The organism is Bacillus sp. JZ39 (assembly GCF_053903145.1).
Genome location: NZ_CP096389.1, coordinates 2,069,004 through 2,094,014, shown reverse-complemented (window position 1 = coordinate 2,094,014; position 25,011 = coordinate 2,069,004). Strand labels below are relative to the sequence as shown.

32 protein-coding genes are annotated in these 25,011 nt (G+C 42.4%); 21 read left to right on the top strand and 11 right to left on the bottom strand.

What is annotated here, in order from left to right:
* Positions 1–50 precede the first annotated feature (50 nt).
* Positions 51–731 carry a hypothetical protein gene (locus tag M1D65_RS10495; protein ID WP_014480050.1) on the top strand — a complete coding sequence of 227 codons (681 nt, stop codon included), beginning with the start codon at positions 51–53 and terminating at the stop codon, positions 729–731.
* Here M1D65_RS10495 and M1D65_RS10490 read toward each other — a convergent pair.
* Complete coding sequence (locus M1D65_RS10490) at positions 728–871, bottom strand: hypothetical protein (protein ID WP_003231164.1); 144 nt, start codon at positions 869–871, stop codon at positions 728–730. The two genes, M1D65_RS10495 and M1D65_RS10490, sit on opposite strands and share 4 nt — an antisense overlap.
* A gap of 118 nt (positions 872–989) precedes the next feature.
* Between M1D65_RS10490 and M1D65_RS10485 the strand changes: the two genes are divergently transcribed.
* The 3 genes from M1D65_RS10485 to yodL all read left to right on the top strand — a co-directional run bounded on the left by M1D65_RS10485 (position 990) and on the right by yodL (position 2,229).
* Positions 990–1,166 (top strand): YozD family protein, encoded by a 177-nt coding sequence (locus M1D65_RS10485; protein ID WP_003231166.1) that lies wholly within the window; start codon positions 990–992, stop codon positions 1,164–1,166.
* Between the two features lie 76 nt (positions 1,167–1,242).
* On the top strand, positions 1,243–1,854 hold the full coding sequence (gene pgpB, locus M1D65_RS10480; RefSeq protein WP_004399336.1) for a phosphatidylglycerophosphatase PgpB: 612 nt from the start codon (positions 1,243–1,245) through the stop codon (positions 1,852–1,854).
* Between the two features lie 60 nt (positions 1,855–1,914).
* Positions 1,915–2,229: a shape determination protein YodL gene (gene yodL / locus M1D65_RS10475; RefSeq protein ID WP_004399431.1), complete on the top strand. Its 315-nt coding sequence runs from the start codon at positions 1,915–1,917 to the stop codon at positions 2,227–2,229.
* A gap of 39 nt (positions 2,230–2,268) precedes the next feature.
* On the opposite strand, the gene M1D65_RS10470 is transcribed toward yodL, so the two are convergent.
* Positions 2,269–2,394: a hypothetical protein gene (locus tag M1D65_RS10470; RefSeq protein WP_003231174.1), complete on the bottom strand. Its 126-nt coding sequence runs from the start codon at positions 2,392–2,394 to the stop codon at positions 2,269–2,271.
* Positions 2,395–2,595: 201 nt separating this feature from the next.
* Here M1D65_RS10470 and deoD point away from each other — a divergent pair, with 201 nt between their 5' ends.
* Positions 2,596–3,297: a purine-nucleoside phosphorylase gene (deoD, locus tag M1D65_RS10465; RefSeq protein ID WP_003241589.1), complete on the top strand. Its 702-nt coding sequence runs from the start codon at positions 2,596–2,598 to the stop codon at positions 3,295–3,297.
* An 82-nt stretch (positions 3,298–3,379) separates the two neighbouring features.
* Positions 3,380–4,201 carry an LD-carboxypeptidase LdcB gene (gene ldcB / locus M1D65_RS10460; RefSeq protein ID WP_014480046.1) on the top strand — a complete coding sequence of 274 codons (822 nt, stop codon included), beginning with the start codon at positions 3,380–3,382 and terminating at the stop codon, positions 4,199–4,201.
* 70 nt (positions 4,202–4,271) lie between these two features.
* Here the strand turns inward: ldcB and M1D65_RS10455 are convergent, their stop codons facing one another.
* Together M1D65_RS10455 and M1D65_RS10450 are read right to left on the bottom strand one after the other, a co-directional pair.
* Positions 4,272–4,523 carry a hypothetical protein gene (locus tag M1D65_RS10455; protein WP_014477099.1) on the bottom strand — a complete coding sequence of 84 codons (252 nt, stop codon included), beginning with the start codon at positions 4,521–4,523 and terminating at the stop codon, positions 4,272–4,274.
* 87 nt (positions 4,524–4,610) lie between these two features.
* Positions 4,611–5,312 (bottom strand): class I SAM-dependent methyltransferase, encoded by a 702-nt coding sequence (locus M1D65_RS10450; protein ID WP_014480045.1) that lies wholly within the window; start codon positions 5,310–5,312, stop codon positions 4,611–4,613.
* A gap of 152 nt (positions 5,313–5,464) precedes the next feature.
* Here M1D65_RS10450 and ctpA point away from each other — a divergent pair, with 152 nt between their 5' ends.
* Positions 5,465–6,865: a carboxy-terminal processing protease CtpA gene (ctpA, locus tag M1D65_RS10445; protein ID WP_103804325.1), complete on the top strand. Its 1,401-nt coding sequence runs from the start codon at positions 5,465–5,467 to the stop codon at positions 6,863–6,865.
* A gap of 33 nt (positions 6,866–6,898) precedes the next feature.
* Here the strand turns inward: ctpA and M1D65_RS10440 are convergent, their stop codons facing one another.
* Both M1D65_RS10440 and M1D65_RS10435 read right to left on the bottom strand, forming a co-directional pair.
* Positions 6,899–8,389 (bottom strand): sodium:solute symporter family protein, encoded by a 1,491-nt coding sequence (locus tag M1D65_RS10440; protein WP_103804322.1) that lies wholly within the window; start codon positions 8,387–8,389, stop codon positions 6,899–6,901.
* Complete coding sequence (locus M1D65_RS10435) at positions 8,389–8,589, bottom strand: DUF3311 domain-containing protein (RefSeq protein ID WP_003231189.1); 201 nt, start codon at positions 8,587–8,589, stop codon at positions 8,389–8,391. The genes M1D65_RS10440 and M1D65_RS10435 overlap by 1 nt, the downstream gene beginning before the upstream one ends.
* A gap of 183 nt (positions 8,590–8,772) precedes the next feature.
* Between M1D65_RS10435 and M1D65_RS10430 the strand changes: the two genes are divergently transcribed.
* Positions 8,773–9,684 carry a ring-cleaving dioxygenase gene (locus M1D65_RS10430; RefSeq protein WP_070547460.1) on the top strand — a complete coding sequence of 304 codons (912 nt, stop codon included), beginning with the start codon at positions 8,773–8,775 and terminating at the stop codon, positions 9,682–9,684.
* A gap of 15 nt (positions 9,685–9,699) precedes the next feature.
* Entirely contained in the window at positions 9,700–10,302 is a 603-nt protein-coding gene (locus tag M1D65_RS10425; RefSeq protein WP_003231194.1) for an alpha/beta hydrolase, read from the top strand.
* 42 nt (positions 10,303–10,344) lie between these two features.
* Here M1D65_RS10425 and M1D65_RS10420 read toward each other — a convergent pair whose 3' ends face one another.
* On the bottom strand, positions 10,345–10,953 hold the full coding sequence (locus M1D65_RS10420; protein WP_014477092.1) for a nitroreductase family protein: 609 nt from the start codon (positions 10,951–10,953) through the stop codon (positions 10,345–10,347).
* A 129-nt stretch (positions 10,954–11,082) separates the two neighbouring features.
* On the opposite strand from M1D65_RS10420, the gene yodB reads away from it, so the two are divergent.
* Entirely contained in the window at positions 11,083–11,421 is a 339-nt protein-coding gene (gene yodB / locus M1D65_RS10415; RefSeq protein ID WP_004399427.1) for a transcriptional regulator YodB, read from the top strand.
* Between the two features lie 406 nt (positions 11,422–11,827).
* Here yodB and M1D65_RS10410 read toward each other — a convergent pair whose 3' ends face one another.
* The gene (locus M1D65_RS10410; RefSeq protein ID WP_021481482.1) at positions 11,828–12,217 is read right to left on the bottom strand and encodes a tautomerase family protein; all 390 of its coding nucleotides are present in this window, start codon (positions 12,215–12,217) and stop codon (positions 11,828–11,830) included.
* A gap of 365 nt (positions 12,218–12,582) precedes the next feature.
* Here M1D65_RS10410 and M1D65_RS10405 point away from each other — a divergent pair, with 365 nt between their 5' ends.
* Positions 12,583–13,917, top strand: a complete 1,335-nt coding sequence (locus M1D65_RS10405; RefSeq protein ID WP_456270566.1) for a gluconate:H+ symporter — start codon at positions 12,583–12,585, stop codon at positions 13,915–13,917.
* Positions 13,918–14,001: 84 nt separating this feature from the next.
* Positions 14,002–14,238, top strand: coding sequence for a hypothetical protein (locus tag M1D65_RS10400; protein ID WP_004399366.1), 237 nt, complete (start codon positions 14,002–14,004; stop codon positions 14,236–14,238).
* 33 nt (positions 14,239–14,271) lie between these two features.
* Here M1D65_RS10400 and gerT read toward each other — a convergent pair whose 3' ends face one another.
* On the bottom strand, positions 14,272–14,745 hold the full coding sequence (gerT, locus tag M1D65_RS10395; protein ID WP_003231207.1) for a spore germination protein GerT: 474 nt from the start codon (positions 14,743–14,745) through the stop codon (positions 14,272–14,274).
* Positions 14,746–14,843: 98 nt separating this feature from the next.
* On the opposite strand from gerT, the gene rarD reads away from it, so the two are divergent.
* The 4 genes from rarD (at position 14,844) to bshB2 (ending at position 17,125) form a co-directional block, all read left to right on the top strand.
* Positions 14,844–15,740: an EamA family transporter RarD gene (rarD, locus tag M1D65_RS10390; protein ID WP_456270565.1), complete on the top strand. Its 897-nt coding sequence runs from the start codon at positions 14,844–14,846 to the stop codon at positions 15,738–15,740.
* Between the two features lie 75 nt (positions 15,741–15,815).
* Positions 15,816–16,094 (top strand): hypothetical protein, encoded by a 279-nt coding sequence (locus M1D65_RS10385; protein WP_003231211.1) that lies wholly within the window; start codon positions 15,816–15,818, stop codon positions 16,092–16,094.
* Positions 16,091–16,441, top strand: a complete 351-nt coding sequence (locus M1D65_RS10380) for a YojF family protein (protein ID WP_003231213.1) — start codon at positions 16,091–16,093, stop codon at positions 16,439–16,441. The genes M1D65_RS10385 and M1D65_RS10380 overlap by 4 nt, the downstream gene beginning before the upstream one ends.
* An 18-nt stretch (positions 16,442–16,459) precedes the next feature.
* On the top strand, positions 16,460–17,125 hold the full coding sequence (gene bshB2 / locus M1D65_RS10375) for a bacillithiol biosynthesis deacetylase BshB2 (protein ID WP_003231215.1): 666 nt from the start codon (positions 16,460–16,462) through the stop codon (positions 17,123–17,125).
* A gap of 25 nt (positions 17,126–17,150) precedes the next feature.
* Here the strand turns inward: bshB2 and rsbRC are convergent, their stop codons facing one another.
* Positions 17,151–17,999 carry an RsbT co-antagonist RsbRC gene (gene rsbRC, locus M1D65_RS10370; RefSeq protein ID WP_103803556.1) on the bottom strand — a complete coding sequence of 283 codons (849 nt, stop codon included), beginning with the start codon at positions 17,997–17,999 and terminating at the stop codon, positions 17,151–17,153.
* Positions 18,000–18,014: 15 nt separating this feature from the next.
* The gene (locus tag M1D65_RS10365; protein WP_003231218.1) at positions 18,015–19,373 is read right to left on the bottom strand and encodes an MATE family efflux transporter; all 1,359 of its coding nucleotides are present in this window, start codon (positions 19,371–19,373) and stop codon (positions 18,015–18,017) included.
* A gap of 265 nt (positions 19,374–19,638) precedes the next feature.
* On the opposite strand from M1D65_RS10365, the gene cdaS reads away from it, so the two are divergent.
* From cdaS to M1D65_RS10340, 5 genes are all read left to right on the top strand, one after another.
* Positions 19,639–20,262, top strand: coding sequence for a cyclic di-AMP synthase CdaS (cdaS, locus tag M1D65_RS10360; RefSeq protein WP_010886531.1), 624 nt, complete (start codon positions 19,639–19,641; stop codon positions 20,260–20,262).
* Positions 20,263–20,497: 235 nt separating this feature from the next.
* Positions 20,498–21,715: a macrolide family glycosyltransferase gene (locus tag M1D65_RS10355; protein WP_004399256.1), complete on the top strand. Its 1,218-nt coding sequence runs from the start codon at positions 20,498–20,500 to the stop codon at positions 21,713–21,715.
* Positions 21,716–22,096: 381 nt separating this feature from the next.
* Complete coding sequence (cwlS, locus tag M1D65_RS10350; protein ID WP_004399265.1) at positions 22,097–23,341, top strand: D-gamma-glutamyl-meso-diaminopimelic acid endopeptidase CwlS; 1,245 nt, start codon at positions 22,097–22,099, stop codon at positions 23,339–23,341.
* A gap of 92 nt (positions 23,342–23,433) precedes the next feature.
* A complete protein-coding gene (locus M1D65_RS10345; protein ID WP_004399243.1) occupies positions 23,434–24,024 on the top strand; it encodes a superoxide dismutase family protein in 591 nt (196 codons plus the stop codon).
* 63 nt (positions 24,025–24,087) lie between these two features.
* Entirely contained in the window at positions 24,088–25,002 is a 915-nt protein-coding gene (locus tag M1D65_RS10340) for an AAA family ATPase (protein WP_456270564.1), read from the top strand.
* Positions 25,003–25,011 lie beyond the last annotated feature (9 nt).

The following is a 25,011-nucleotide window of genomic DNA, read 5'->3' as shown; positions in this document are numbered from 1 at the left end:
ACCCGGCATACGATAGCGTATGAGAAATGTTGCGGCGAGGGGGAGACACCATGAAGCAAAATAAACCGAAATTCCAAGTAGGGGATATCGTAGTCGTCATTATGTATGGAACAGTCGGCACCATCACAAAAGTACACCAAATTGATAAACACTATCTTTATGAAGTCAATCATAACGAAGTTTTATACTTTGAATCATCTATTCAGCTTTATAAAGATTATGAGGGTGTCATTGTCGACATGGAGAAGCTTGATATTGAGTATGAATTCCTTATTGGGGACGTTGTTTATGTAAAAGATTATGGAAAAGAACTCTTTCGCATTATCGGCCATAGAACAGAAATTTGGAGATATTTAGAAGATGGCTGGGAAGATATCATTTATGAGCTGACCCGTTTAAAGGATGGAGAGTGGCTTGAAACGGAGGAAGAGGATCTCACGCTGGTGCTTAGAAAATATGAAATGGACCAGTTTGTGCATCAGCTGTTGTTTGTCCATTATGTCGGAGAAACTGGCCATGAGATCGGCGAAGATATCGCATCGTCTGCTCTTCTTCAGTTTGAAGGCGATGATGAAGATCAAGATACCCTTCACATCCTTGCTGTGTCAATTGTTGATGAGCTTCTGGATATTTATAATGACTACAAAATTCTGTACGAAATGTTTCATGATGAAGAATATAAAGACATGATGATGTTTGTTTTGGAAAGTTTAAAAGAGCATTTCAGTTAGTTTGTGAACATACGGATCAAGACATATAAAAAATATGGCAGACAGCCCCAAATCATCACACGCGTCATTCCTTTGAGCGTTTTTTCCATTATGATATCAAATCTTTCTCCGTCCAGTGCTTCCATCATTTTAGCAATCATAGCGTCAGCCTCCCATGGCTCGTTTTTTATTCAATATATGACTGAAAGAATTGTTTAGAACACCGGGTATAATTCAGCCTGTTTTTTCATAAAACATAAAAAAGGAGGCGGTACGGAGATGAAAGAAATAGATCTTGTGATTGATACGGAAGAAATCGCTGAATTTTTTTACAGAGAGCTTGCAAGACGGGGCTACATACCGAGTGAGGATGAGCTGTTTGAAATCGCTGATATCACCTTTGATTATTTGATAGAAAAATGTATGATAGATGAAGAGCTGGATGAAGATGAGTGAGGCTTAAAACCGGAGTTGTCAGCTCCGGTTTTATTATTCATGTTCTATGACTTCTGTGAAAATTGAGGTGGTTAAATTGTACAAGCCCGTTAGTTTGTTTCTTTTCTTTCTCATTCTAGCTGCGGCCATTCATACAAATGCTGTTCAATCTGCAGATGAAGCAATAAGCAAGGCAGCTGTTTTGATCCGTCAGCCATGGCTTAATGAAGTCATGACGGGGATCACGCATCTTGGTGCTTCTTCTTTTCTGCTCCCTCTAATTGTCATCATTGGAGCAGGCATGTTTTTCTACAGAAAAACATGGGACGGCCTGTTGATGCTCTTAGTATTCGGCACAGATCGGCTGTTAAACAAAGTCTTAAAAGAATGGATCGAAAGAGTGAGGCCTGATTTTGCACCGCTGGTTCATGAATCATCCTTCAGTTTTCCGAGCGGCCACTCCATGAATGCTGCTTGTGTCTATCCTGTTATTGCTTACTTTTTAGTGAAACACCTCCCGTTTTTGTCCAAGCATAAAAAAATGGTATATATCATAGCCGGTGTAATTGCTGTTTTAGTCGGCATAAGCAGAGTGTATCTGGGGGTTCATTTTGTGACAGATGTGTTAGGCGGCTTTAGCCTTGGCTTGCTTCTGTTTTTCCTAGTAAAAGGTTTTGACGAAAAGATTAAGCGGTTTCGACAAAAATAGAGAGAGGAAAACACAGCAAAAACGCCAATATGTTAAAGAAATAAAAGGGAGGGGATCTTGATGATGTTATCCGTGTTTAAAAAGAAGTCTTGTTCCTATGACGTGACAATATTTCAGACACCCCGGTTTGGCGAAAAAAAGGGCTACAGAGCCGTCTATCGAACTGAACTGAACGGGAGCGATCATCAAGACGTGCTGAAAAGAGCATTCTCTTTGTTTAATGTATTCGACACTGTTCCGAGTGATTATGATGCAAGATTCATGGCCACAGGGGACGTGATCCTGATTGATGAAGGCAGAAAAGGGAAAACATATTATCAACTGCTTCCCGCCGGCTGGAGGAAAATCAATCGTCTGATTGTACAAACGACTTAATGAAAAGAAAACTGCGGAAACCCGCAGTTTTCTGCAGTTTTAAGGCTTGCGTTTGGCAGCGGAATATTCTTTCCCGTGTGCTTCTTCAGCTGCAATGATATCTTTTTCAGGTATATGATTGTTCTTTTTTTGGCCGGTGATCCGGTTGCGATGTTTTTTACCCATGTCCCACCCCTCCTTCCTGCGGTTAGGTTTTCAAATAAACACCCCGATTATCCGTTTTTCTGAGGAAGTGCCTAACAGATCCTCGAACATTTCTTTTTTCGACATATTCCTTTATAATCAATGCTGAAGTTTGTTTCATCATGACATTCGTTGTAAAATGGACGGGCTGGATGATAATTTAGATTTACAGGAGGATATGAGATGAGTGTACATATAGGTGCTGAAAAAGGACAAATTGCGGATACAGTGCTTTTGCCGGGAGATCCTCTCAGAGCAAAATTTATTGCAGAAACGTATCTTGAAAATGTAGAATGCTACAATGAAGTCAGAGGCATGTATGGATTTACGGGTACATATAAAGGTAAAAAAATCTCAGTACAAGGCACGGGAATGGGTGTTCCGTCTATTTCAATTTATGTGAATGAATTAATTCAAAGCTACGATGTGCAAAATCTAATAAGAGTCGGTTCCTGCGGCGCTATTCGTAAAGATGTCAAAGTGCGAGACGTCATTTTGGCGATGACCTCCTCAACTGATTCACAAATGAACAGAGTCGCTTTTGGAAGCATTGATTTTGCGCCTTGCGCAGATTTTGAGCTTTTAAAAAATGCCTATGATGCCGCAAAGGATAAAGGTGTGCCGGTGACTGTAGGAAGCGTATTTACAGCTGACCAGTTCTACAACGACGATTCGCAAATTGAAAAACTTGCAAAATACGGTGTGCTTGGCGTTGAAATGGAAACAACTGCATTGTATACATTAGCAGCGAAGCACGGAAGAAAAGCCCTGTCAATTCTCACCGTGAGTGATCACGTATTAACAGGAGAAGAAACGACAGCGGAAGAGCGTCAAACGACATTTCATGATATGATAGAAGTGGCTTTACATTCCGTATCACAATAAAATATATCAAGAGGCGTGCTGGGTGCCGGCAGCCTCTTCTTTATGAATGCGGAAACGATTGATAAAAGGAAGGTAATGTAATATGAAAAAGTCCGGTAAATGGTTCTCACTGGCTGCCGCTCTGAGTGTAACGGCAATAGTCGGAGCCGGCTGCAGCATGTCGAACGGTGATGCTCAAAAGGATACGAAAACCACAGCAGAAACAAAGCAAACAGAACAAAAAACAGCTGACAGCAAAAAATCAAACACTCAAAACAGTGAGTTTTCATTGGAAAGCCAGTATTTCAATGATATTAAAAAAGTCGATGGTCTGGAAACCATTCAAAATCCAGAAAATATACTCGCGCTTGTCAATAAACAATATGCACTGCCCGGAAACTATGAACCTAGCGATCTTGTCATACCTGATGTAGAGTTTTCTTTTGAAGAAAAGATTCAAAAACGTTACATCAGAAAAGAAGCGGCCGACGCATTAAAAACAATGTTCGATGCTGCCAAAAAGGAAGGCTATGAACTGGCAGCTGTCTCAGGGTACCGTTCGTATGACAGACAGAAAGTCATTTTTGACAATGAAGTAAGCCTAAAAGGGGAAAAGAAGGCAAAGGAAGCGGTCGCTTACCCGGGTGAAAGCGAGCATCAAACAGGCCTTGCGATGGACATTTCGAGCCGGAGCAATGGCTTTGAGCTAAATGAAGCGTTCGGAAGCACGGCAGACGGGAAATGGGTGCAGGACAATGCTTATAAATATGGCTTTATCATTCGCTATCCGAAAAATAAAGAAGATATCACGAAATATGAATATGAGCCATGGCATCTGCGCTATGTAGGCAAAAAAGCCGCAAAGGTCATCCAAGATAATGATTTAACGCTTGAAGAGTACTTTGAAAAAGTGAAGAAAATTTAAAATGAAAAGCCCGCTTACACTAGATAAGCGGGCTTCATTGTGTCTGGTGAATCTAGCATTTGTTCTATGCTTACCAGAAGAATAAACCAGCAAGAGCGACCCCTGTAATTAAACCGAGGGAAATCCCGTAAGCTGCTCCGTATCCCCAATAACCGCCCCAATATCCGTAACCGAAACCTCTTGGCCCTCCGCCGGTCGGAGCTATAAAAACTCTGTCTCTTGTTACACGGGTAATTCTGCCGACGTGAACTCTCCCGCCTCTCTCTGTAATTCTGACGACTTTACCTTGATGGTTTTTGCAAAGATGATAATATCTCTCCAATATTGTTCCCCTCCTATCCTGACTTTCTATCAGCATATGATAGATAGGAAAAAAAGGTTGGACGAAAACAGGGGGCGATACGCCGTTTTACTTGTACGCGATAAAAATACAATGACCCATGTACTCACTATATAACTGCATGAGCTGATAATGTGTTTGAAGCGTATCGTAATAGATGGGATCAATCGTTTGCGATAAATCCATTTCTGTGGTTGGTTCAAATTCCATGTCTTCCGGAAGAAGTGTCATCGCTTCTGTTTTTTGAAAGCCATAGGATCTTAGGAGTTTATGCCATTCGCTTTCTTCATGTAAGCAAGTAAATCCGTAAAAATCCATCATTTGCTTCTTTTCTGCAGGTGGCATCGGTTTTTTTAAAGCAGCTTCGATACCAATCAGCATCCCGCCGGGTTTTAAAACTCTTGAAATTTCTTGAAGAGAGGATGTCAGGCGTGAAAAACTGAGGACCGATTCTGACAGGACACAGGAAAAGGACTCAGAAGAAAACGGGAGATGTTCCAGCTCCGCCTGATATGCAGGGATGGCAAGCCCTTCATTCGCAAATCTTTTTTTCGCTTTCTCAAGCATAATAGGATCTTTATCAACGACTGTTACAGGATACAGCAAATGTCCTAAATAAGCCGCCGTTTGTCCTGTTCCGCATCCGGCATCAAGAATCGGCTGATTCGGAGAGGGTGCAGCCTTTTGCAAGACCGCTTTTGAAAAAGCCAGCCCGCCTGGGTGCGCCCCTGCGACACCGAATAAGGACAGCATTTCTAAATATCGGCTCAATATCGAATCCTCCTTTTTCCTTATCATATGTCGTATAAAGACATAGGTTTATGAAAAGCAAAAGAAGGGCGTTTCTCTTTCATTTCTGCTCCGAGTTGACGAATAAGAATTCGTCCATGATAATAATGTAAGAAGAAAAAGGTGGTGTTTAATTGAAACGGCAATTAAAACTGTTTTTTATTGTGCTGATCACTGCAGTTGTCGCTTCGGCGCTTACTTTATTTATTACGGGCAATTCCAGTATCCTGGGCCAAAAATCAGCAAGCACAGGAGACAGTAAGTTCGACAAATTAAATAAAGCGTATGAGCAAATCAAAAGTGATTATTACCAAAAAACAGATGATGACAAATTAGTAGACGGAGCAATTAAAGGAATGATTCAATCACTGGATGATCCGTACTCTACATATATGGATCAAGAGCAAGCGAAATCATTCGACGAGACGATTTCAGCATCTTTTGAAGGAATCGGAGCCCAAGTAGAGGAGAAAGACGGAGAAATCCTTATTGTATCCCCAATTAAAGGTTCACCTGCTGAAAAAGCCGGTATCAAACCGAGAGACCAAATCATTAAGGTGAATGGAAAAAGCGTAAAAGGCATGAATGTAAATGAAGCCGTCGCTTTAATCCGAGGCAAAAAGGGCACAAAGGTGAAGCTTGAACTGAACAGAGCGGGAGTGGGGAATATCGATCTTTCCATTAAGCGCGATACTATTCCTGTAGAGACTGTCTATTCAGAGATGAAAGACAACAACATCGGAGAAATTCAAATCACTTCTTTCTCTGAAACAACAGCTAAAGAGCTGACAGATGCGATTGACGGTTTAGAGAAAAAAGGCGCCAAAGGCTATATTTTAGACTTGAGAGGCAACCCGGGCGGCTTAATGGAACAGGCGATTACGATGAGCAACCTGTTCATTGATAAAGGGAAAAACATCATGCAGGTTGAATACAAAAACGGTTCAAAAGAAGTCATGAAGGCCGAAAAAGAACGGAAAGTGACCAAGCCGACCGTCGTTTTAGTAAATGACGGTACAGCAAGCGCAGCCGAAATTATGGCCGCTGCCCTTCATGAATCGTCAAACGTACCGTTAATCGGCGAGACGACATTCGGAAAAGGTACAGTGCAAACGGCAAAAGAATATGATGATGGCTCTACTGTCAAACTGACAGTTGCCAAATGGCTGACTGCTGACGGCGAATGGATTCACAAAAAAGGCATCAAGCCTCAAGTGAAAGCTGAGCTGCCTGATTACGCGAAGCTGCCGTATTTGGACGCAGATAAAACGTACAAATCAGGTGATACAGGCACAAACGTCAAAGTGGCTCAGAAAATGCTCAAAGCACTTGGTTACAAGGTAAACGTTAACAGTACGTATGACCAGGACTTTGTATCTGTCGTCAAACAGTTCCAGAAAAAAGAGAAGCTGAAAGAGACAGGCATACTGACTGGCGATACAACAACGAAATTAATGATAGAACTTCAGAAGAAGCTGTCTGATAATGATACGCAAATGGAAAAGGCAATTGAAACACTGAAAAAAGAAATGTAAAAAAACCATACGCGGCTGCCGCGTATGGTTTTTTTATGCACCCTTTTGATTTGGATTAGCGTCTTGTTTTTTGCCAAATAAACCTTCAATGACAGGATTGGATCCCGCGTTTTTAACGAACAGCGGATTCAGGATCACCACAGCGATCATGTTGGCGGCCAATCCCCAGAATCCTTCATAAATGCCATGTGCGGATTGAGTGGTATACACAATAAACGTAACCGCAAGGCCGACTAATAATCCGATAACTGTCGCTTCTTTCGTTTGACGCTTCCAGAATAGACTGACAGCAATCGCCGGGAAGATTTGCACCATGCCGGATACACCTAATAGCTGGAGTGTCACTAAGGCAGTCGGGAACAGCATTCCAAACAGCAGCGCGAGACCGATGACAACAAACACCATTGAACGTGTGACGAGGGTCAGCTTGCTTTGCGACACATTCGGATGAATCAAATCCCGGTATAGGTTGTTGGCGAATAAATTCGATGCGCCGATTGCCATAATGGAACAAGGTATTAATGAAGCAAGAGCGATAGTGGCATATGCAAAGCCTTGTGCCACGCCGCCGTAAGATGTTTGAATCAAATGCAGCAGCGCGAGTCTTGGATTTGTATCTTCCGGCAGGATAAGAAAGGCGATAAAGCCAAGAAAAATGACCAAAATTAACACGATATTATAAAGCGGCAAAAACATGCTGTTTTTTCTTACTGCATCAGCGCTTTTCGCCGTGAAAACTCCTGTAGCGGCATGTGCCCACATAAAAAGTGCCAGAGCGGAAACAATAGATGCTGTGATAAACCAAGGAATGCCTTTTGGTCCTTCTGACGGTATCGTCAGCATTTGCGGCGCTTCCTTCACTAACGTGTCAATCATTGGCGTCCAGCCGTTAAAATGAATGAGAGGGAGGGACACCACCATAAACAGCATAATGACCCATACTAAAATGTCCTTAATGATGGCTGTATATGTGGGCCCTTTAATCCCGCTGAAGAATGTGTAAAGAGCAACCAGAATAAATGAAATGATCACAACGAATTTTACGTTAATATAGCCAGTGCCGGCAACCTGAAGCGTGTCTTGAATGCCGCTAAGCTGAAGGCATATGTACGGAATAAGCATGAGTACCCCAACGATGGCAACGAGGCTTGCCAAAAGCTTACTGTTAAAACGTTCCCGGGCATAATCCGCGAGTGTTGTTAATTTATGAATTTTGGCAACTTTCCAAAGTTTTGGCAAGAAGAAGTAGGCGATAAAGTAGGCCAACACAGAATAAGGAATGGCGAAAAATGCAACACTTCCGCCTGTAAAAGCAGTACTGGTCAACCCTAAGAAAGTATAGGCCGTATAAAGGTCAGCGCCTACTAAAAACCAGACGAGAAGACCGCCGAAGCGTCTGCCGCCGACAGACCATTCTTCCACAGAAGTGCGCGAGGATTTGTCTCTTCCGGCGAGAAAGCCGATACAGACAACGGTTAAAACAATAATAGAAGTAATGAGAAGTGCAGTCAGATTCCCTTGCATTATTCAAGTCCTCCATCTTTTTTTTGCATCTGATAAATGCCAAACGAGCATAACGGCGTAACAATAATCCACAGCAGCAGCCAAAAGTGGAAAAACGGCAGGCCGAACATAATCGGTTCTATTCGATTCACAAGCGGCAAAAGCGCGAGCTGAACGAATGGCAAAAGAATGAGAATAACAATAAGTGCTTTTTTAACCATTTACTTTCCTCCTGAAACATGATAATGCTCACTATAATAGCAGTTGTTAGAAAAGATCACAAGATAATTATTAGAAAAAAATGATTTTTACAATTATTTAAACAAAACACATGGTTTGCATCCTTTTCAATAAAGGTTTAAAATAATAAATATCTTGAAATCAAGATAAATAGGAGTGAGAAAATGAAAACAGAAGGATTGCACCATGTCACAGCATTCGCCAGAGATCCGCAAGAAAACTTGCGATTTTATACAGAAGTGCTTGGGCTCAGACTTGTTAAAAAAACAGTAAACTTTGATGATCCCGGGACTTATCATTTTTACTTTGGGAATCAAAACGGAGATCCCGGTACAATAATGACCTTTTTTCCCTTCCAAGGAAGCGGACAGGGAACGGTAGGAAAAGGCCAAGCGGGCCGGGTGTACTTTTCAGTTCCCTCAGGCTCCCTGTCTTTTTGGAAGGAGCGTCTTGAGAAAAGCGGGCTGAGCCTAGAGGAAAAAACGTTGTTTGGTGAAAAAGGTCTTATTTTTGATGATACAGAAGACCTTCCGCTGGCGATCATGGAGGATGCGAAAAGCGGCAAAAGCGAGTGGACGCCTGACGGGATCACAACAAATGAAGCAATTACGGGAATGAAAGGTGTGCTGCTATATTCCTACGACCCGCAGGCGACCATACAATTGTTAACGGAAAGCTTTGGATACACCAAAGTGGCTGAAGAAGACCAGATTGTCAGACTGGCAACCTCAGCGGCCGCCGGCGGTGTCATTGATGTCCATTTACACCCTGAAAAAAGAGGAGTCGGAGGATATGGTACGGTACACCATGTAGCGTTTCGGACTAAGAAAAAGGAACAGGCGAAATGGCTGCCGATTATTGCTGAAAACCATCTGCCTTCGTCAGAAATTCTCGACAGGGAATACTTTACATCAGTTTATTTCAGGGAGAAAGGCGGTATCTTATTTGAAATTGCCACAGATGAACCAGGCTTTATGACAGATGAAACGTTTGCTGAGCTAGGGACTTCCTTAAAACTGCCTGAATGGCTGGAGAAACATAGACAACAAATTACAGACATTTTACCTGAACTTTAAAAGGGGGAATTTATAATGAAGCATATTTATGAAAAAGGAACATCTGACAACGTACTTTTGCTGTTGCATGGCACGGGCGGTAATGAACACGATCTGCTTTCATTGGGGCGGTTTATAGACCCTGATGCCCATTTGCTTGGTGTCAGAGGATCGGTGCTTGAAAATGGAATGCCGCGATTTTTCAAACGTCTGAGTGAAGGAGTTTTTGATGAAAAGGATCTTGTGGTGCGGACAAGAGAATTGAAAGATTTTATCGACGAGGCTGCAGAAACGCATCAGTTTAATCGCGGCCGAGTGATTGCAGTCGGTTATTCAAACGGCGCAAACATTGCGGCAAGCCTGCTTTTTCATTATAAAGATGTGTTAAAAGGGGCTATTCTGCATCATCCAATGGTTCCGATTCGGGGTATCGAGCTGCCTGATATGGCGGGGCTCCCTGTTTTTATCGGTGCCGGGAAATACGATCCTCTTTGCACGAAGGAAGAATCAGAAGAGCTTTACCGCTATTTACGTGACAGCGGGGCATCAGCCTCCGTTTACTGGCAGGACGGGGGCCATCAGCTGACTCAGCATGAAGCTGAACAGGCTCGTGAATGGTACAAAGAGGCGATTGTATAAAAAAACCTTAGTCCGGATTTCGGACTAAGGTTTTTCATATCCTTACAGCCAAGTTGATACTTTTGAAAGTGGCAGGCGGTTGCTTTGATGGGCAGGCTTCACTGCTTTGCCGATTGAAATAAGCATAACCGGAACATAGCGCTCACTGATATCAAATTGCTTTTGGAACTGCTCTTTGTTAAATCCGCCAATTGCGCAAGTGTCATAACCTTTTGCTTTTGCGGCAATCATAAGCTGCATAGCAGCTAAAGAAGCATTTAAGAAAGCGGAATCACGTGCGAATTGCTCGCTTTGGTAAGCACCGTTGATTTGGCCGAGCAATGTTTGTTTGATTTCATCCGTAATATAGCCTTGGCTTGCTAATTCAGCATAAACTTCTTCACCGTTTTCATTTGCCTTTAAATCGCCTAAAATGGCAACAACAGCAGAAGACTCAACGATTTGTTTTTGATTATACGCTACAGGAAGAAGCTCCGCTTTTGATTCATCGCTGTGGAATACTGTAAAATGCCAATGCTGAAGGTTCCAAGCGGAAGGCGCTTTAGCGGCAAGGTCTAATAGCTCAGTCAGCTCCTCCTTAGAGATCGGGGCATTTGTATCATATTCCTTTACAGATGCACGTGCTTTTAAAACATCCAGAGTATTCGTCATAGTGTTTCCTCCTTCGGATAAACGTGGTATGATAATAGAAAAGTTAGAAGCTTACTAAATGTAACTTGAAAGATTATTGTAATGGATCATTGAATACATGTCAATCAATAGATGAAGGGATGAAGACTTGTGGGAAATACGATGTGCCCTAAAATGGAATCCGCATTCTCATTGCTGGGAAAACGATGGAACGGTCTGATCATCCATGTGCTAATGGATGGGCCGAAACGGTTTAAAGAGATAACGGAAACAATACCGATGATCAGCCAAAAAATGTTGGCAGAGCGCTTGAAGGAGCTTGAACAAAACGAGATTGTCGAACGGCAGGTTCTCCCTGAAACGCCGGTCAAAGTCATCTACACGCTGACTGAAAAAGGAACAGCGCTTCAAGCTGTATTTCAAGAGATGCAGGCATGGGCCGATCAATTTTGCGAGCCTGGTGACACAGTGTGTGAAGAAGAGAAATAAGGAAAGCGGCGTCTGAAAAAGCGCACTTGTTTCCATGGTGAGTCATGTAAGTACGGTTCACACCCGTTTACATGACTTTTTATATTTGTCAGACTGATATTTCCGGATTGACAAAAGTGTCATGTGCATATGAAGGGGATATATAAAATAGGAAATGATCAATAAGCTATAACATCCAACCTATTGTAAATGGGGATTATGATGTATCTTATTATGCAAATCAGCAAAATTTTATATTTTCGGCCAAAACCCAGTCAGCTTCCAATTGGCATTTAAACCGGATATAAAAGGAGATCCAGGTTTTTCGTATTGCTGGATGCTTCTATACTGATGACTTCCGCATTTATGAAAAAAGAGAGAGCTTCTTTGGAGCTCTCTCTTCTTTTTTTTGTGGGGAGACGAAATCTTATAGTTTTCCATTCAAAAATTGCGCCTCACCGAGACCAAAACTCCAGTCTGCGTCACCATTCTCAGTAATAGATACCATTAGGTCTTCAGGGGAAATTCCGCATTTTTCTTCTAGCCTTTCAGCAAGCAGAGCATACAATTTTTCCTTTTGGCTTTCGGTTCTTGCTTTGCTTGTCATGCTAATGATGACCATATCCTTGGTTCTCTGAAACCCTAATCCCGTATCTTGGATTATAAGCTCGTTTGCGGGATGCTGATGGACAATTTGATAACGGTCTCTTTCCGGAACACCAAACGCTTCAACCATCGCTTGGTGAGCAGTATCTAATAACAATTGCAGCGATTTTTCGTCACGGCCTTCAATTACATCAAAACGCAATAATGGCATGTGTACTCCTCCTCTTGTGAAGTTGTTATCCGTCTGTTCTCATATTGTCTCGTTTGCTTTCAGACAATGGAGAGATATAATGATTGGCAGTCAACTTTAAAAAACATAACATATAACCAAAAGTTAATCAACATATAACTAATGAATCATTAGGTTAGGCGGTAGATAATCGAGACAAGCTCATAAAAACGATTGACAGTGATTGATTAGGAGATTAGTATGAACATATTAGTTGATCAAAAGATAACAATCATATAACCAAGACGTTGTTATTTATAAATGAAAGCGTTTTCTATTCATCTAGGCATGAAAAGCGCCGAAACAATGTCGCGAGAATCATATAAAACACTTTTGGAGGGGTTTCCATGCCGATTTTAATTGTAGCTGTCGGAGTGCTGATCATGTTATTTCTCATTATTAAAGTAAAATTAAATACCTTTGTCTCACTGATTGTCGTTTCATTTTTAGTAGCCATCGGACTTGGAATGGATATCAATAAAATTGTTCTTTCAATTGAGACTGGAATTGGCGGGCAGCTGGGGCATTTAGCTTTAGTGTTTGGACTTGGCGCGATGCTTGGGAGGCTTGTCTCTGATGCTGGGGGCGGCTACCGGATTGCCATTACGCTGATTGACAAATTCGGGAGGAAACGAATACAGGCGGCGGTTGTAGTTGCCTCTTTTATCATCGGTATTGCGCTGTTTTTTGAAGTGGGTCTTGTTCTGTTGATACCGATTGTTTACGCGATTGCTAAAGAATTAAAAATGCCTTTTCTGTATCTGGGAATCCCGATGGCCGCCGCCTTAAATGTTACTCACGGATTTTTGCCCCCGCATCCTGCTCCAACTGCTATCTCAGTTGCATACGGTGCCCATATTGGCCAGGTGCTGCTTTTTGGAATCATCATCGCTGTTCCGACAACTGTGATTGCCGGGCCTTTATTTAATAAATTTGCGATGAAACGGTTTCCTGGTGCGTATCAAAAGCATGGAAACTTATCGGGGTTAGGACCGAGGAAAGAATTTCAGCTGGATGAAACACCGGGCTTTGCGATCAGTGCTGTCACGTCTTTATTCCCGGTTATCTTTATGGCAATGGCAACAGTTTTTTCTTTATTATTGAATGAACATTCAAAAGGAAAAGACATTATAGAATTTATCGGCACTCCGGGAACGGCAATGCTCATTTCGCTGTTGCTTGCACTCTATACGATGGGATATGCCCGTAAAATATCTATGCAGGAAATCAGCAGATCTATTTCAGAATCAATTTCGCAAATTGCGATGATGCTGCTCATCATAGGAGGGGGAGGAGCGTTTAAACAGGTGCTGATTGACGGCGGGGTCGGCGATTATGTCGCTGATTTTTTCCGCCAAACAAACATGTCGCCGCTATTCGTTACATGGACCATCGCCGCGGTTCTGCGTCTGTGTCTAGGCTCTGCTACCGTGGCTGCGCTTACCACAGCGGGAATGGCAGCTCCGCTTATGGAGGCTGGCAGTGTAACCCCCGCGTTAATGGTGCTTGCAACAGGAGCCGGCAGTGTCATTGCGTGTCATGTAAATGATGCAGGATTTTGGATGGTAAAGGAATTTTTCGGCTTGAGCATGAAAGAAACATTTCAAACCTGGACGCTGCTTACAACAGTTCTTTCGGTTACAGGACTCGGCTGTGTGTTTTTGGCAGAGCTTGTGATGTAACAATCATAGACAGTCCGTAGCCCAATCGTTTTTCTTCCTTGCTGAATACTTTACGTATAGGCAGAAATAAAGGAGGAAAAAATCATGTACCCTCATCATTCGTATTTACGCGGAATCCCAGGTCCAGCCGGATATCCGGCGCGTAGTCCTTTTTTGTTTGGCGCTCCTCTAGTCGGCGGTTTATTAGGCGGTTTTCTCGGGAGTGCGCTGTTTAACTATTCTCGTCCCTATGCCTATCCTCCTGGCCCTTATGGATACGGAGGCGGACCGTACGGTTTTGGTGCCGGCGTGCCATACGGGGGATATCCCGGCTTCTATTAATAAAAACGGCCTGCATCGATTGCAGGCCGTTTTTTATCGGATGATTTCTACCTCGGACATATTGTAGTCTTGCTGCTTTTGAAACATGACTTCCAGAAGGCCATCCTTATAGACGGCTTTTGTTCCTTTGCGTTTGACTAAACAAGGAAGGTTTACTTTTTTCGGATGATCTGCTCTTGGGAGGTTTTCCAACCATAATTCGTGAGATGTGTGTTTGATTCTCACTTGTTCCAGCCATTCTTCGCTGATTGGCACCTTTACAAACACATGGTCTGCTGTTTCGAATATATCAATATCAGGTTTGACATCAGGTTTTGCATCAGGTTTGGCGGGATGTTCTTTTTGGGGGAGAGGATCGCGGAAAGGAAATTGAGCCGCATAATCACTGCCGAACACACTTTCCATCACACGATTGACATACGTTTCAACTTCTTTCGGATCAGCTTTTTTTAATGCTTCTTTAGAAAATTGATTGTGGAAAGGAAAGTACTTGTTCCACTCAAACATTGTCTTCACATCCTTTCTTCACGGACAAAATAGTATATGCCCGCCAGATCTTTCACGTGATATAATATAAGATGCTCTAAAGAAAGGCAGGGATATAAATGCAATATTCAGAAACAAAAAAAGGCGTTATTTACACAGCCGTTTCCTTTATCATGTGGGGCCTGTTTCCGCTCTATTGGAAGCTTCTCGAACAGCTGCCGGCTCTTGATATTTTGGCTCATCGTATTATATGGTCTTTTGTTTTTATGTGTATCGTACTTTTTTTCTTGCGGCAATGGAAAATAGGATGGCAGGAACTGTGCTCTTTGAAAAAGAACGGAGGGATCCTCTCTTTATTTCTTGCTTCTATCCTGATTTCGATCAACTGGTTTGTATACATATGGGCTGTCAACCATGGCTTTTTGCTTGAGGCTAGTCTTGGCTATTACATTAATCCGCTTGTATCAGTGCTCCTTGGGATTTTATTTTTAAAGGAAAAACTGAATCGCCTGCAATTAGTGGCCGTTTCGATTGCGGCAGCCGGTGTCATCATCTCGGCGTTCCAATACGGCTCCATTCCTTATGTTGCGCTTCTGCTCGCATTCAGCTTTGGGCTGTACGGGTTAAGCAAAAAAAGAACAAGCCTGCCGAGCGCCATCGGTTTAACGCTGGAAACATTCATGATTATGCCCATTGCATTGGGGTATTTGCTGTTCAGCGGACATGTTCAGCCAGCGGGTGCAGAAAGCGGAGGGACGTGGCTGCTTCTCTTTTTGGCCGGTGTGTTTACGGCTTTGCCGCTCTTATTGTTTGCGGAAGGAGCGAAACGGCTGCCGCTGTATCAAGTCGGTATCTTACAATATATTGCGCCGACCATTACCCTGCTGATCGGGCTGTTTGTTTACCATGAGCCATTTTCAAGCTCGAAGGCTTTTACATTCAGCTGTATATGGGCTGCGCTGCTCTTGTTTACGTTTTCACAAGTGAAGTGGAAACGGGCGTCAAAAAGCCATTGAGGCCTTTGGCTTTTCAGCTGATGCATATATTATGTATAATCATTTCATGTATGTAAGACATAAAGGAGCAAGACGATGGACAATGATAAAGAGATAGTGAAAGCCTATGCTTCACTTTGGAATAACCGATCTCTCGCACATGATGACGCAGAAGCGGTAGCAGAGGCGATTGATCTTGAGCTCTTGGATAAACGAACACATCCAAGACTCCGAAAACCGATGCTGGAAAAATATTTTGCCGCGATTCAGCGCATTGTGAATTCACAGCTCGAACCGGCTGTGAAATATCAGCTGGTCAAATTACATACAGAACGTGCAGAGTATTTAAAAGAAGAAAGAGGGGAGCAATCATGAAAGCGATCATAAAAGAAGATGTGCAAGCATCTTTAGAACGATATGCGGACCGCCCTGTATATATCCATTTAGAAACCACCACAGGTTCTTATTCAGCGCACTTAAATGAAAAGAACATGACGGTTGTTGCGTATATTCGCAATGCAAAAGTTACTTATCATCAGGCAAAAATCAAAGGCAACGGGCCTTACCGCGTTGGCTTGAAAACAGAAGAAGGCTGGATTTATGCTGAAGGCTTGACTGAATACACGGTAGATGAAGAAAACCGTTTATTAATGGCGGGACACCTGCCGGGCGGTAAACTGGCTATTTCTCTGCAAATCAGCGAAAAACCGTTCACAGTTTAAAGAAAAGGGTGAATAATAATGAAAGAACATGTACTAGTAATCCTGCCTCACCCTGATGATGAATCATATGGAGTGGCAGGCCTCATTGCCTTAAACAGAAAAAAAGACATTCCCGTTACGTATGCCTGCGCCACTTTAGGTGAAATGGGCAGAAATATGGGCGATCCATTTTTCGCGAATCGGGAAACGTTGCCGCTGCTAAGAAAACAAGAGCTCATCAATGCTTGCAAAGAAATGGATATCAATGACCTTCGTATGCTTGGACTCCGTGACAAAACGCTCGAATTTGAAGACGATGAGTATTTAGCTGATATCATGGAAGAGATCATAGATGATGTAAAACCAAGTTTAATTGTCACATTTTATCCCGGACACGGTGTGCACCCTGACCATGATGCATGCGGGGAAGCGGTTATCCGTGCATTATATCGCAAAAAGAAAGAAGACCGTCCGCGTACAATCTGCATGGCCATTACCCGCAACAGAGAAGAGGTTCTCGGCGAAGCTGATGTCGTGCTTGATATCAAAGAAGTAGCTGATATTAAAATGAATGCGTTAAGAGCTCACCGCACACAAACAGAAGGCATGCTCAGAGAGCTTGAAGAGAAATTGAAAAATAATGAACCTGTTATGGCAACATGGTTTGAAGAAGAAATATATTGGACGTATCAATGGAATGATTAATCAAAAAGGTATAAGGCCTTAAGCCTTATACCTTTTTTAATTTTAAGTCCGATGCAATTGCTGAAGCGAGAGTGGATCTCAAGGAAATACCTTCGAAAGACAAACCTAGCTGAACCGCTGTTTGCGCGATTTCCGGACGGATTCCAGACAAAGTTGAAGAAACACCGATTAAACGAAGCGCCTCAATCAGACTGAACAGCTGATGGGCAACCATCGTATCAATCACAGCTACTCCTGACAAATCAATATACAGTTGTGTCACCTTTTTTTTCGCACATTGATGCAGTGTGTTTTCCATAATCAGCTTGGCGCGGACTGTATCAATATCTCCGATTAAAGGCAGCAGTCCGACGCTGTGAAACAGCACGATGACCGGAGCGCTCAATTCAGTAATCATATCTTTTTGGGCCTGAAGCTGAAGGCTTGTGTTTTTGTACATTTCTTCTATAAAAATATGAATCACAAGATCAAACGCTTTTATAAGGGCGTGATACAGGTCTTCGGCTTCTTCGCTTTTCACAGTATTCTGATTGAAATGGACAAATTCTTTCACATAAGAAACATATAAATCTCTCACTCTGACAAACTCCCGAATAATATAGTGGATAGGAGTTTTTAAATGCTCTTGATCCTGTGTGACTTCAAAGGCCCATTCTTTCAGTATAGGCAAGTATATGTCCTCATCATCTATAAAAATACGGTTTATTTTATAGTTAAAGGCAAGATTCTGGCTCTTTAAATTGTGAATGACAACAGGGTCTGTTGAGGCATAAATGGAATTGGGATCAGTCTCCTCGATTGTTTCATACCATGTTGAACTGATGGTTTCCGCATGCTGGGAAAGATACTCGAATAATTTTTTGTTTTTTGCCATGATTGATCACCTCTTTTAAATGTGTTGTTTTTGCGAATAACGTTTTTGCAGTTTTGCCAGCCTGAAAAACAGCCCAACTGCTCCGGCGGCGAGTCCCGCTATTAATCCAATCCAATAGCCGAATGCACCGAGGCTTGTAAACGTACCGACCATATAACCGACCGGAAGGCCAATGACCCAGTAAGAGACAAAAGCGGCCGCAAGCGTATAGTTCACATCTTTGTACCCTCTGAGTGCTCCCTGGATCGGTGCGGCAACAGCATCGGAAAGCTGAAAAAATAGCGCATAAATTAAAAAGTGCTGTGTCAGCCGGAGCACATCGGGGTCAGAAGTGTACATGCCCGCAATTTGCTCTCTGAATAAAAGGATACAGGCGGCAGTGAACAAAGAAAAGCCGATCGCCATCATGATGCCGATTAAGCTATATGAGCGTGCATCCTTAAAACGGGCTGCACCCGCTTCAAATCCGACAACAATTGTTAGAGCCATGGACACGCTAAGCGGCAGCATATATAAAAGAGACGCAAAATTCATGGCTGCCTGGTGGGACGCGATGGTCACTGTATGAAAATGGCTCATTAGAAGCGTGACAGCTGCGAAAATGCTCGTTTCAAAAAACACGGCGAACCCAATAGGCAGCCCGATTTTGAGCAAATTTTTGCATGCTTTCCAAGAGAACTTATACATGGTAAGAAAAATCCCGTATTCAGAAAACGGTGCGTTTTTATGAATAATGAAAAAACTGATGATGCAGATACACCAGTAAGTTAACGCGGATGCCAGTCCCGCGCCTACACCTCCAAGTGCCGGCATTCCGAACTTCCCAAAGATAAATACATAATTCAATACAAAATTGATTGGAAGAGAACTGAGTGTAATCATCATGGTGACTCTCGTTTTTCCTAATGAGTCGATGAATGATCTCAACACGGTGTAAACAAATAAAGGGAAAATTCCCAGTGATAAAAAGCCTAAAAAGTGTTTAGCAATCTGATGCACGTGAATATCAAGGTTCAATCGGCCAAGAATAAGGTCAACTGCAGCATATCCAATCACTAAAACGGCGATGCTAAGAAGCGCGGCTACGTATACAGCTTGTAAAACAGTAAAGGGAATCTTCTGTTTTTTCTCTGCACCTAATAACTGAGCGACAATCGGGGTGACCGCCATTAATATACCTGCAAGCCCTGTGTAAACAGGGGTCCAAAGGCTTGAGCCAATGGCGACACCAGCTAAATCAGCGGGGCTGACTTTCCCTGACATCACAGTATCTAGAAAAGTGATCAGAGAAAGCCCCGCTTGGGTAATGAATATCGGTATTAAAATGTGCAAGAGCTGTTTGATTTTTTCCCGGGCGTTTTGAGTTTCTTTCATACATTGATCTCCGTTTCTTTTTCATAACGAGAGAAATTATAACATTTTATGTATAAAAAGCAATGAACGCCGGGCCTATTCTTTTTTTGTCGGTTTCGTTTTTCTAAACATTTGGGCATAAATAAAAGAAAGCGAAATCACGCCTAAAAAGGTGCAAATATACTGAATGATTCTTTCGATTTCCATTCTTTACATCCCTCCTTTACCAATAGAATGTGCATCAATAAGATAAGCATTCGTGAAAAGTTGGAAATTTGAACAGGAGATGAAGGCTATGCGCTATGAGCAGATATCAGAAAATGCGTTCAAGGGGAAAATACAGGTGTACTTAGAGCAAATATTAGGTGATGCATCTCTAATCTTGAAAACGCTTCACGAAAAAGACCAGTGTCTCCTTTGTGAATTAGATGATTTGGGGCACGTTTTTCAGGACATGCAGGGGATTGCATCCTCCTTTTATTTGCAATCATACATTGAGGAATTTACGCCGGCATTTATTGAGCTGGCCAAGGCGATTAAAGCCTTATCGGAACATAAGCATGGAGCTTTAATTGTGATTGAAAGAGCAGACCCGGTTGAACGTTTTATTCAAAAAGGCACCTCCCTACACGCCGAGATCAGCTCTTCATTAATTGAAAGCATCTTTTTTCCCGGAAACCCTCTTCATGACGGCGCTTTATTAGTGAGGGAAAACAAACTCGTGTCAGCAGCCAATGTGCTCCCGCTGACGACGAAGGAAGTGGATATCCATTTGGGAACCCGGCACAGGGCGGCTCTCGGTATGTCGGGCTATACGGATGCACTGGTGCTCGTGGTTTCAGAGGAAACAGGGAAGATGTCGTTTGCCAAAGACGGTGTATTATATCCGTTAATTTCACCAAGAACGTAAAAATAATAAAAAGGGCCTGATTAAGAATCCTATCATGAGACAAAATGACTGAATTCGCATCTTTATTAAAGCATTCGCTTCAAGCTGAATGCTTTTTGTCTTGAAGACAGGGAATATAAACTGGTAGAAAAGTTATATATGATGAATATTAATTAAGTGAAATACTTTACCTGTTTATGTATTTATAGTACCGTATAAAATATTACATAAATTTTCAAAGGAAGGGTGCTGCCGCATGGCTAATGTATTAATGATCGGTTTTCCCGGTGAAGGGCATATTAATCCCTCTATCGGTGTGATGAAGGAGCTGAAATCTCGGGGAGAAAACATTACGTACTACGCAGTGAAGGAATATAAAGAAAAAATCACAGCTCTTGATATAGAGTTTCGTGAGTATCATGATTTCAGGGGAGATTACTTCGGGAAAAACGCAACCGGCGATGAAGAAAGAGATTTCACAGAAATGCTCTGCGCTTTTTTGAAAGCCTGTAAGGATATCGCGACTCATATTTATGAGGAAGTCAAACATGAATCGTATGATTATGTCATATATGATCACCATCTTCTCGCGGGTAAAGTCATTGCCAACATGCTGAAGCTGCCAAGATTTTCATTGTGTACAACCTTTGCGATGAATGAGGAATTTGCTAAGGAAATGATGGGAGCGTACATGAAAGGATCACTTGAAGATTCGCCTCATTATGAATCATACCAGCAGCTTGCAGAAACTTTAAATGCTGATTTTCAAGCAGAGATCAAGAAGCCATTTGATGTTTTTTTAGCTGATGGTGACTTGACAATCGTCTTTACATCAAGGGGATTTCAGCCACTGGCTGAGCAATTTGGCGAGCGATATGTATTTGTCGGTCCTTCCATTACAGAAAGAGCCGGAAACAATGATTTCCCATTTGATCAGATTGACAATGAAAACGTGCTGTTTATTTCAATGGGAACCATTTTTAACAATCAAAAGCAGTTTTTTAATCAATGCCTTGAAGTGTGTAAGGACTTTGACGGTAAAGTTGTGCTTTCCATCGGCAAGCATATTAAAACAAGTGAGTTAAACGACATTCCAGAGAATTTCATTGTACGCCCGTATGTCCCTCAGCTTGAGATCTTGAAAAGAGCCAGCTTATTTGTGACCCACGGCGGAATGAACAGCACAAGTGAAGGTTTGTATTTTGAAACCCCGCTCGTTGTCATTCCGATGGGAGGCGACCAATTTGTTGTCGCAGATCAGGTAGAAAAAGTCGGCGCAGGAAAAGTAATTAAAAAGGAAGAATTGTCTGAAAGCCTACTGAAAGAGACGATACAAGAAGTAATGAATAATCGTTCGTATGCTGAAAAGGCAAAAGAAATTGGACAATCACTGAAAGCGGCAGGCGGCTCTAAAAAAGCGGCCGACAGCATTCTTGAAGCTGTAAAACAAAAAACTCAATCAGCAAATGCATAGTGTAAAAGCCTGTTCTTATCGAAAGAACAGGCTTTTTGCCATTTCATAAGAATGCAGAGGAAGGGATTTGACACGCCGATAGAGAATTGATTAGAAAAATAGACAAGAAAGGAGGAGAAACTGCTTCGTTCATCAATAGAAAACCATCATTTTTACCCTCGCTTAAATAGTTCCTTAGACTTTCGAAAAACATATCGTGCTTATGTAAAATGTTAGATGTTTATTTGAAGGTTTAAAGGTCGAACGATGCTGAAAATGCTGCGCCAAATGATTGAAAAGGGTTTAACTTGCTGAAAAATTGACGATAAAACAGTTGTGTGCCATTTTTGGAAACAAAATACTAGCTGTTTTTACAAAAAAACAGTTTAGGAGGTTGAATGAATGAAAAAGAAGATTGTAGCCGGCTTGGCTGTTTCTGCAGTTGTTGGGTCGTCGATGGCCGCAGCACCCGCGGAAGCAAAAACGATAAAAGTAAAAAGCGGTGACTCTCTTTGGAAACTTTCCCGCCAGTATGATACGACAATATCAGCTCTGAAATCCGAAAACAAATTGAAATCAACGGTGCTTTATGTCGGACAAAGTCTTAAGGTTCCTGAAAGCAGCAAAAAAAGCACGACATCCCCATCTAATTCAAGCAAAACGTCAACATACACAGTTGCATATGGTGATTCCCTATGGATGATTGCTAAAAATCATAAAATGAGTGTTTCTGAGCTTAAAAGCTTAAACAGCCTGAGCAGTGACCTGATTCGTCCGGGGCAAAAGCTTAAGATCAAAGGGACAAGCAGTTCAAGCGGATCAAATGGATCAAAGAAAAACAGCGGTTCCAATTCTTCAGGTTCTTCAAAAAGTACATATACGGTCAAGCTTGGTGACTCACTGTGGAAAATCGCAAACAGCTTAAATATGACTGTAGCCGAATTAAAAACCTTAAATGGCTTAACATCAGATACACTTTATCCTAAACAGGTGCTCAAAATAAAAGGAAGCAGTTCACCTAAGAACGGAAACAGCGGTTCCAAAAAGCCGTCAAACTCCAATCCCTCAAAAACAACGACGTACAAGGTAAAAGCAGGCGATTCGCTGTGGAAAATTGCAAATCGGCTCGGAGTCACTGTCCAAAGCATCCGTGATAAAAACAATTTATCATCGGATGTGCTGCAAATCGGGCAGGTTCTGACTATTTCGGGAGCATCAAAATCTAATCCTTCAAATCCGACAAAGCCAACAAAGCCAAAAGATAACTCAGGGTCAAACATTCAAATAGGCTCGAAGATTGACAGAATGATCACGGAAGCGAAAAAATATGTCGGAGTGCCTTACCGATGGGGCGGAAACACGCCTGCCGGTTTTGATTGCAGCGGCTTCATTTATTACCTCATTAATAATGTATCATCTATATCAAGATTGAGTACGGCAGGATATTGGAATGTCATGCAGAAAGTCAGCCAGCCGTCAGTAGGAGACTTTGTCTTCTTTACCACATATAAATCCGGCCCGTCTCATATGGGGATTTATCTAGGCGGCGGTGATTTTATTCATGCAAGCTCATCGGGCGTCGACATTTCCAATCTCAGCAATTCGTATTGGAAACAGCGGTACTTGGGCGCAAGAAGTTATTTTTAAAAATGAGTATGACAAAAAGCCTTTTATAGGCTTTTTTGTTTATACCAGACAATGATTGACCACACTGTTAGAAAAAACAAGGGGGAGACAGTATGCACCGTCTCTTGCTGTTGATGATGCTGACGGCACTGGGAGTTGCCGGATGCGGACAAAAAAAACCTCCAGACCCTCCTAACCGGGTGCCGGAAAAAAAAGTGGTTGAAACGTCAGCGTTTGGTCATCATGTCCAGCTGGTCAATCGTGAAGGGAAAGCAGTCGGTTTTATAGAGATCAAAGAATCAGATGATGAAGGCCTCGATATTCATATTTCCGCAAACAGCCTGCGTCCAGGTGCTTCTCTCGGTTTTCATATTTATGAGAAAGGTTCTTGTGTCAGGCCGGATTTTGAATCAGCGGGCGGTCCCTTTAATCCACTGAACAAAGAACACGGCTTCAATAATCCGATGGGGCATCATGCCGGAGATCTGCCGAACCTTGAAGTCGGTGCTGATGGAAAGGTAGATGTCATAATGAATGCGCCTGACACTTCACTGAAAAAAGGAAGTAAACTAAATATTCTCGACGAGGACGGAAGTGCATTTATTATTCATGAACAAGCGGACGATTATCTGACAAACCCAAGCGGCAATTCCGGTGCGCGTATTGTCTGCGGAGCCCTTTTGGGAAATAACGAGAAGCAGTAATATCATCCAAGCCCTTTTGTATTGAGCATACAGGGGCTTTTTTAGTATACTCGTTAATGGAATATGAATAGGAAAGGGAATCTGTCTATGACAACTCAACTAGAGCACTTAACATTGCCGGAAGATATACAACAAAAGCTTTTATCATATAAAGAGCAGCCTATTTCCCCGGAGTTTCAATCGCTTATAGGAACATCAGGCTATGAGGCGGAGGATGAAGCCATTTTATTTGACGCCATTATTGCATTAGCCATGGGGAAAAATGTCCTGCTGAAAGGGCCTACAGGTTCAGGAAAAACAAAGTTGGCAGAAACATTGTCCAGCTATTTTCATAAACCGATGCACAGCGTCAACTGTTCAGTCGACTTGGACGCTGAGGCATTGGTCGGTTATAAAACGATTGAAAATCAATCTGGCCAGGCGACAATCGAGTTTGTTTCAGGACCTGTTACAAAGGCAATGAAGGAAGGCCATTTTCTTTATATAGATGAAATCAATATGGCGAAGCCGGAAACACTGCCTATTTTAAACGGTGTATTAGATTACAGAAAAATGATGACAAATCCGTTTACAGGCGAGGTCATACGGGCTAAAAGCGGTTTCGGAGTCATTGCAGCCATCAATGAAGGCTATGTCGGAACTGTTCCTCTGAATGAAGCGTTGAAAAACCGTTTTGTCATCATTGATGTGCCTTATATTAAAGGCGAGCTGCTGAAACAAGTGCTCATGTCTCAGTCAGCCCTGAAAGACGAGAAATTGATTGACAGATTTATCACGCTTTCCTCTGACTTGATCGTTCAGGCCAATAACGGACAGGTGTCTGAAGAAGCGGCGTCCATCAGAGCTTTAATCGATACATGTGATTTAGCTGCTTATATTCCGCCGCGTCGTGCCATTGAGCGGGGAATTGTAGAAAAGCTTGATGATGATCGGGAAAAAGCGGCCGTCCGAAATATTGCAGAAACTCTGTTTGAATGAGGGGGCTGC

Bases quoted from the DNA above. Each gene is read 5' to 3' on its own strand.
- M1D65_RS10440 (WP_103804322.1), bottom strand. From the start codon at position 8,389: ATGCAAGGGAATCTGACTGCACTTCTCATTACTTCTATTATTGTTTTA.
- M1D65_RS10425 (WP_003231194.1), top strand. From the start codon at position 9,700: ATGAAGCATATTTATGAAAAAGGAACATCTGACAACGTACTTTTGCTG.
- M1D65_RS10490 (WP_003231164.1), bottom strand. From the start codon at position 871: ATGATTGCTAAAATGATGGAAGCACTGGACGGAGAAAGATTTGATATC.
- M1D65_RS10405 (WP_456270566.1), top strand. From the start codon at position 12,583: ATGCCGATTTTAATTGTAGCTGTCGGAGTGCTGATCATGTTATTTCTC.
- M1D65_RS10470 (WP_003231174.1), bottom strand. From the start codon at position 2,394: ATGGGTAAAAAACATCGCAACCGGATCACCGGCCAAAAAAAGAACAAT.
- M1D65_RS10420 (WP_014477092.1), bottom strand. From the start codon at position 10,953: ATGACGAATACTCTGGATGTTTTAAAAGCACGTGCATCTGTAAAGGAA.
- bshB2 (WP_003231215.1), top strand. From the start codon at position 16,460: ATGAAAGAACATGTACTAGTAATCCTGCCTCACCCTGATGATGAATCA.
- rarD (WP_456270565.1), top strand. From the start codon at position 14,844: ATGCAATATTCAGAAACAAAAAAAGGCGTTATTTACACAGCCGTTTCC.
- M1D65_RS10430 (WP_070547460.1), top strand. From the start codon at position 8,773: ATGAAAACAGAAGGATTGCACCATGTCACAGCATTCGCCAGAGATCCG.
- M1D65_RS10365 (WP_003231218.1), bottom strand. From the start codon at position 19,373: ATGAAAGAAACTCAAAACGCCCGGGAAAAAATCAAACAGCTCTTGCAC.
- M1D65_RS10340 (WP_456270564.1), top strand. From the start codon at position 24,088: ATGAATAGGAAAGGGAATCTGTCTATGACAACTCAACTAGAGCACTTA.
- M1D65_RS10345 (WP_004399243.1), top strand. From the start codon at position 23,434: ATGCACCGTCTCTTGCTGTTGATGATGCTGACGGCACTGGGAGTTGCC.
- cdaS (WP_010886531.1), top strand. From the start codon at position 19,639: ATGAAGGCTATGCGCTATGAGCAGATATCAGAAAATGCGTTCAAGGGG.
- M1D65_RS10495 (WP_014480050.1), top strand. From the start codon at position 51: ATGAAGCAAAATAAACCGAAATTCCAAGTAGGGGATATCGTAGTCGTC.
- rsbRC (WP_103803556.1), bottom strand. From the start codon at position 17,999: ATGGCAAAAAACAAAAAATTATTCGAGTATCTTTCCCAGCATGCGGAA.
- M1D65_RS10380 (WP_003231213.1), top strand. From the start codon at position 16,091: ATGAAAGCGATCATAAAAGAAGATGTGCAAGCATCTTTAGAACGATAT.
- deoD (WP_003241589.1), top strand. From the start codon at position 2,596: ATGAGTGTACATATAGGTGCTGAAAAAGGACAAATTGCGGATACAGTG.
- yodL (WP_004399431.1), top strand. From the start codon at position 1,915: ATGATGTTATCCGTGTTTAAAAAGAAGTCTTGTTCCTATGACGTGACA.
- M1D65_RS10410 (WP_021481482.1), bottom strand. From the start codon at position 12,217: ATGCCATTATTGCGTTTTGATGTAATTGAAGGCCGTGACGAAAAATCG.
- ldcB (WP_014480046.1), top strand. From the start codon at position 3,380: ATGAAAAAGTCCGGTAAATGGTTCTCACTGGCTGCCGCTCTGAGTGTA.
- M1D65_RS10435 (WP_003231189.1), bottom strand. From the start codon at position 8,589: ATGGTTAAAAAAGCACTTATTGTTATTCTCATTCTTTTGCCATTCGTT.
- gerT (WP_003231207.1), bottom strand. From the start codon at position 14,745: ATGTTTGAGTGGAACAAGTACTTTCCTTTCCACAATCAATTTTCTAAA.
- cwlS (WP_004399265.1), top strand. From the start codon at position 22,097: ATGAAAAAGAAGATTGTAGCCGGCTTGGCTGTTTCTGCAGTTGTTGGG.
- M1D65_RS10485 (WP_003231166.1), top strand. From the start codon at position 990: ATGAAAGAAATAGATCTTGTGATTGATACGGAAGAAATCGCTGAATTT.
- M1D65_RS10400 (WP_004399366.1), top strand. From the start codon at position 14,002: ATGTACCCTCATCATTCGTATTTACGCGGAATCCCAGGTCCAGCCGGA.
- M1D65_RS10355 (WP_004399256.1), top strand. From the start codon at position 20,498: ATGGCTAATGTATTAATGATCGGTTTTCCCGGTGAAGGGCATATTAAT.
- M1D65_RS10385 (WP_003231211.1), top strand. From the start codon at position 15,816: ATGGACAATGATAAAGAGATAGTGAAAGCCTATGCTTCACTTTGGAAT.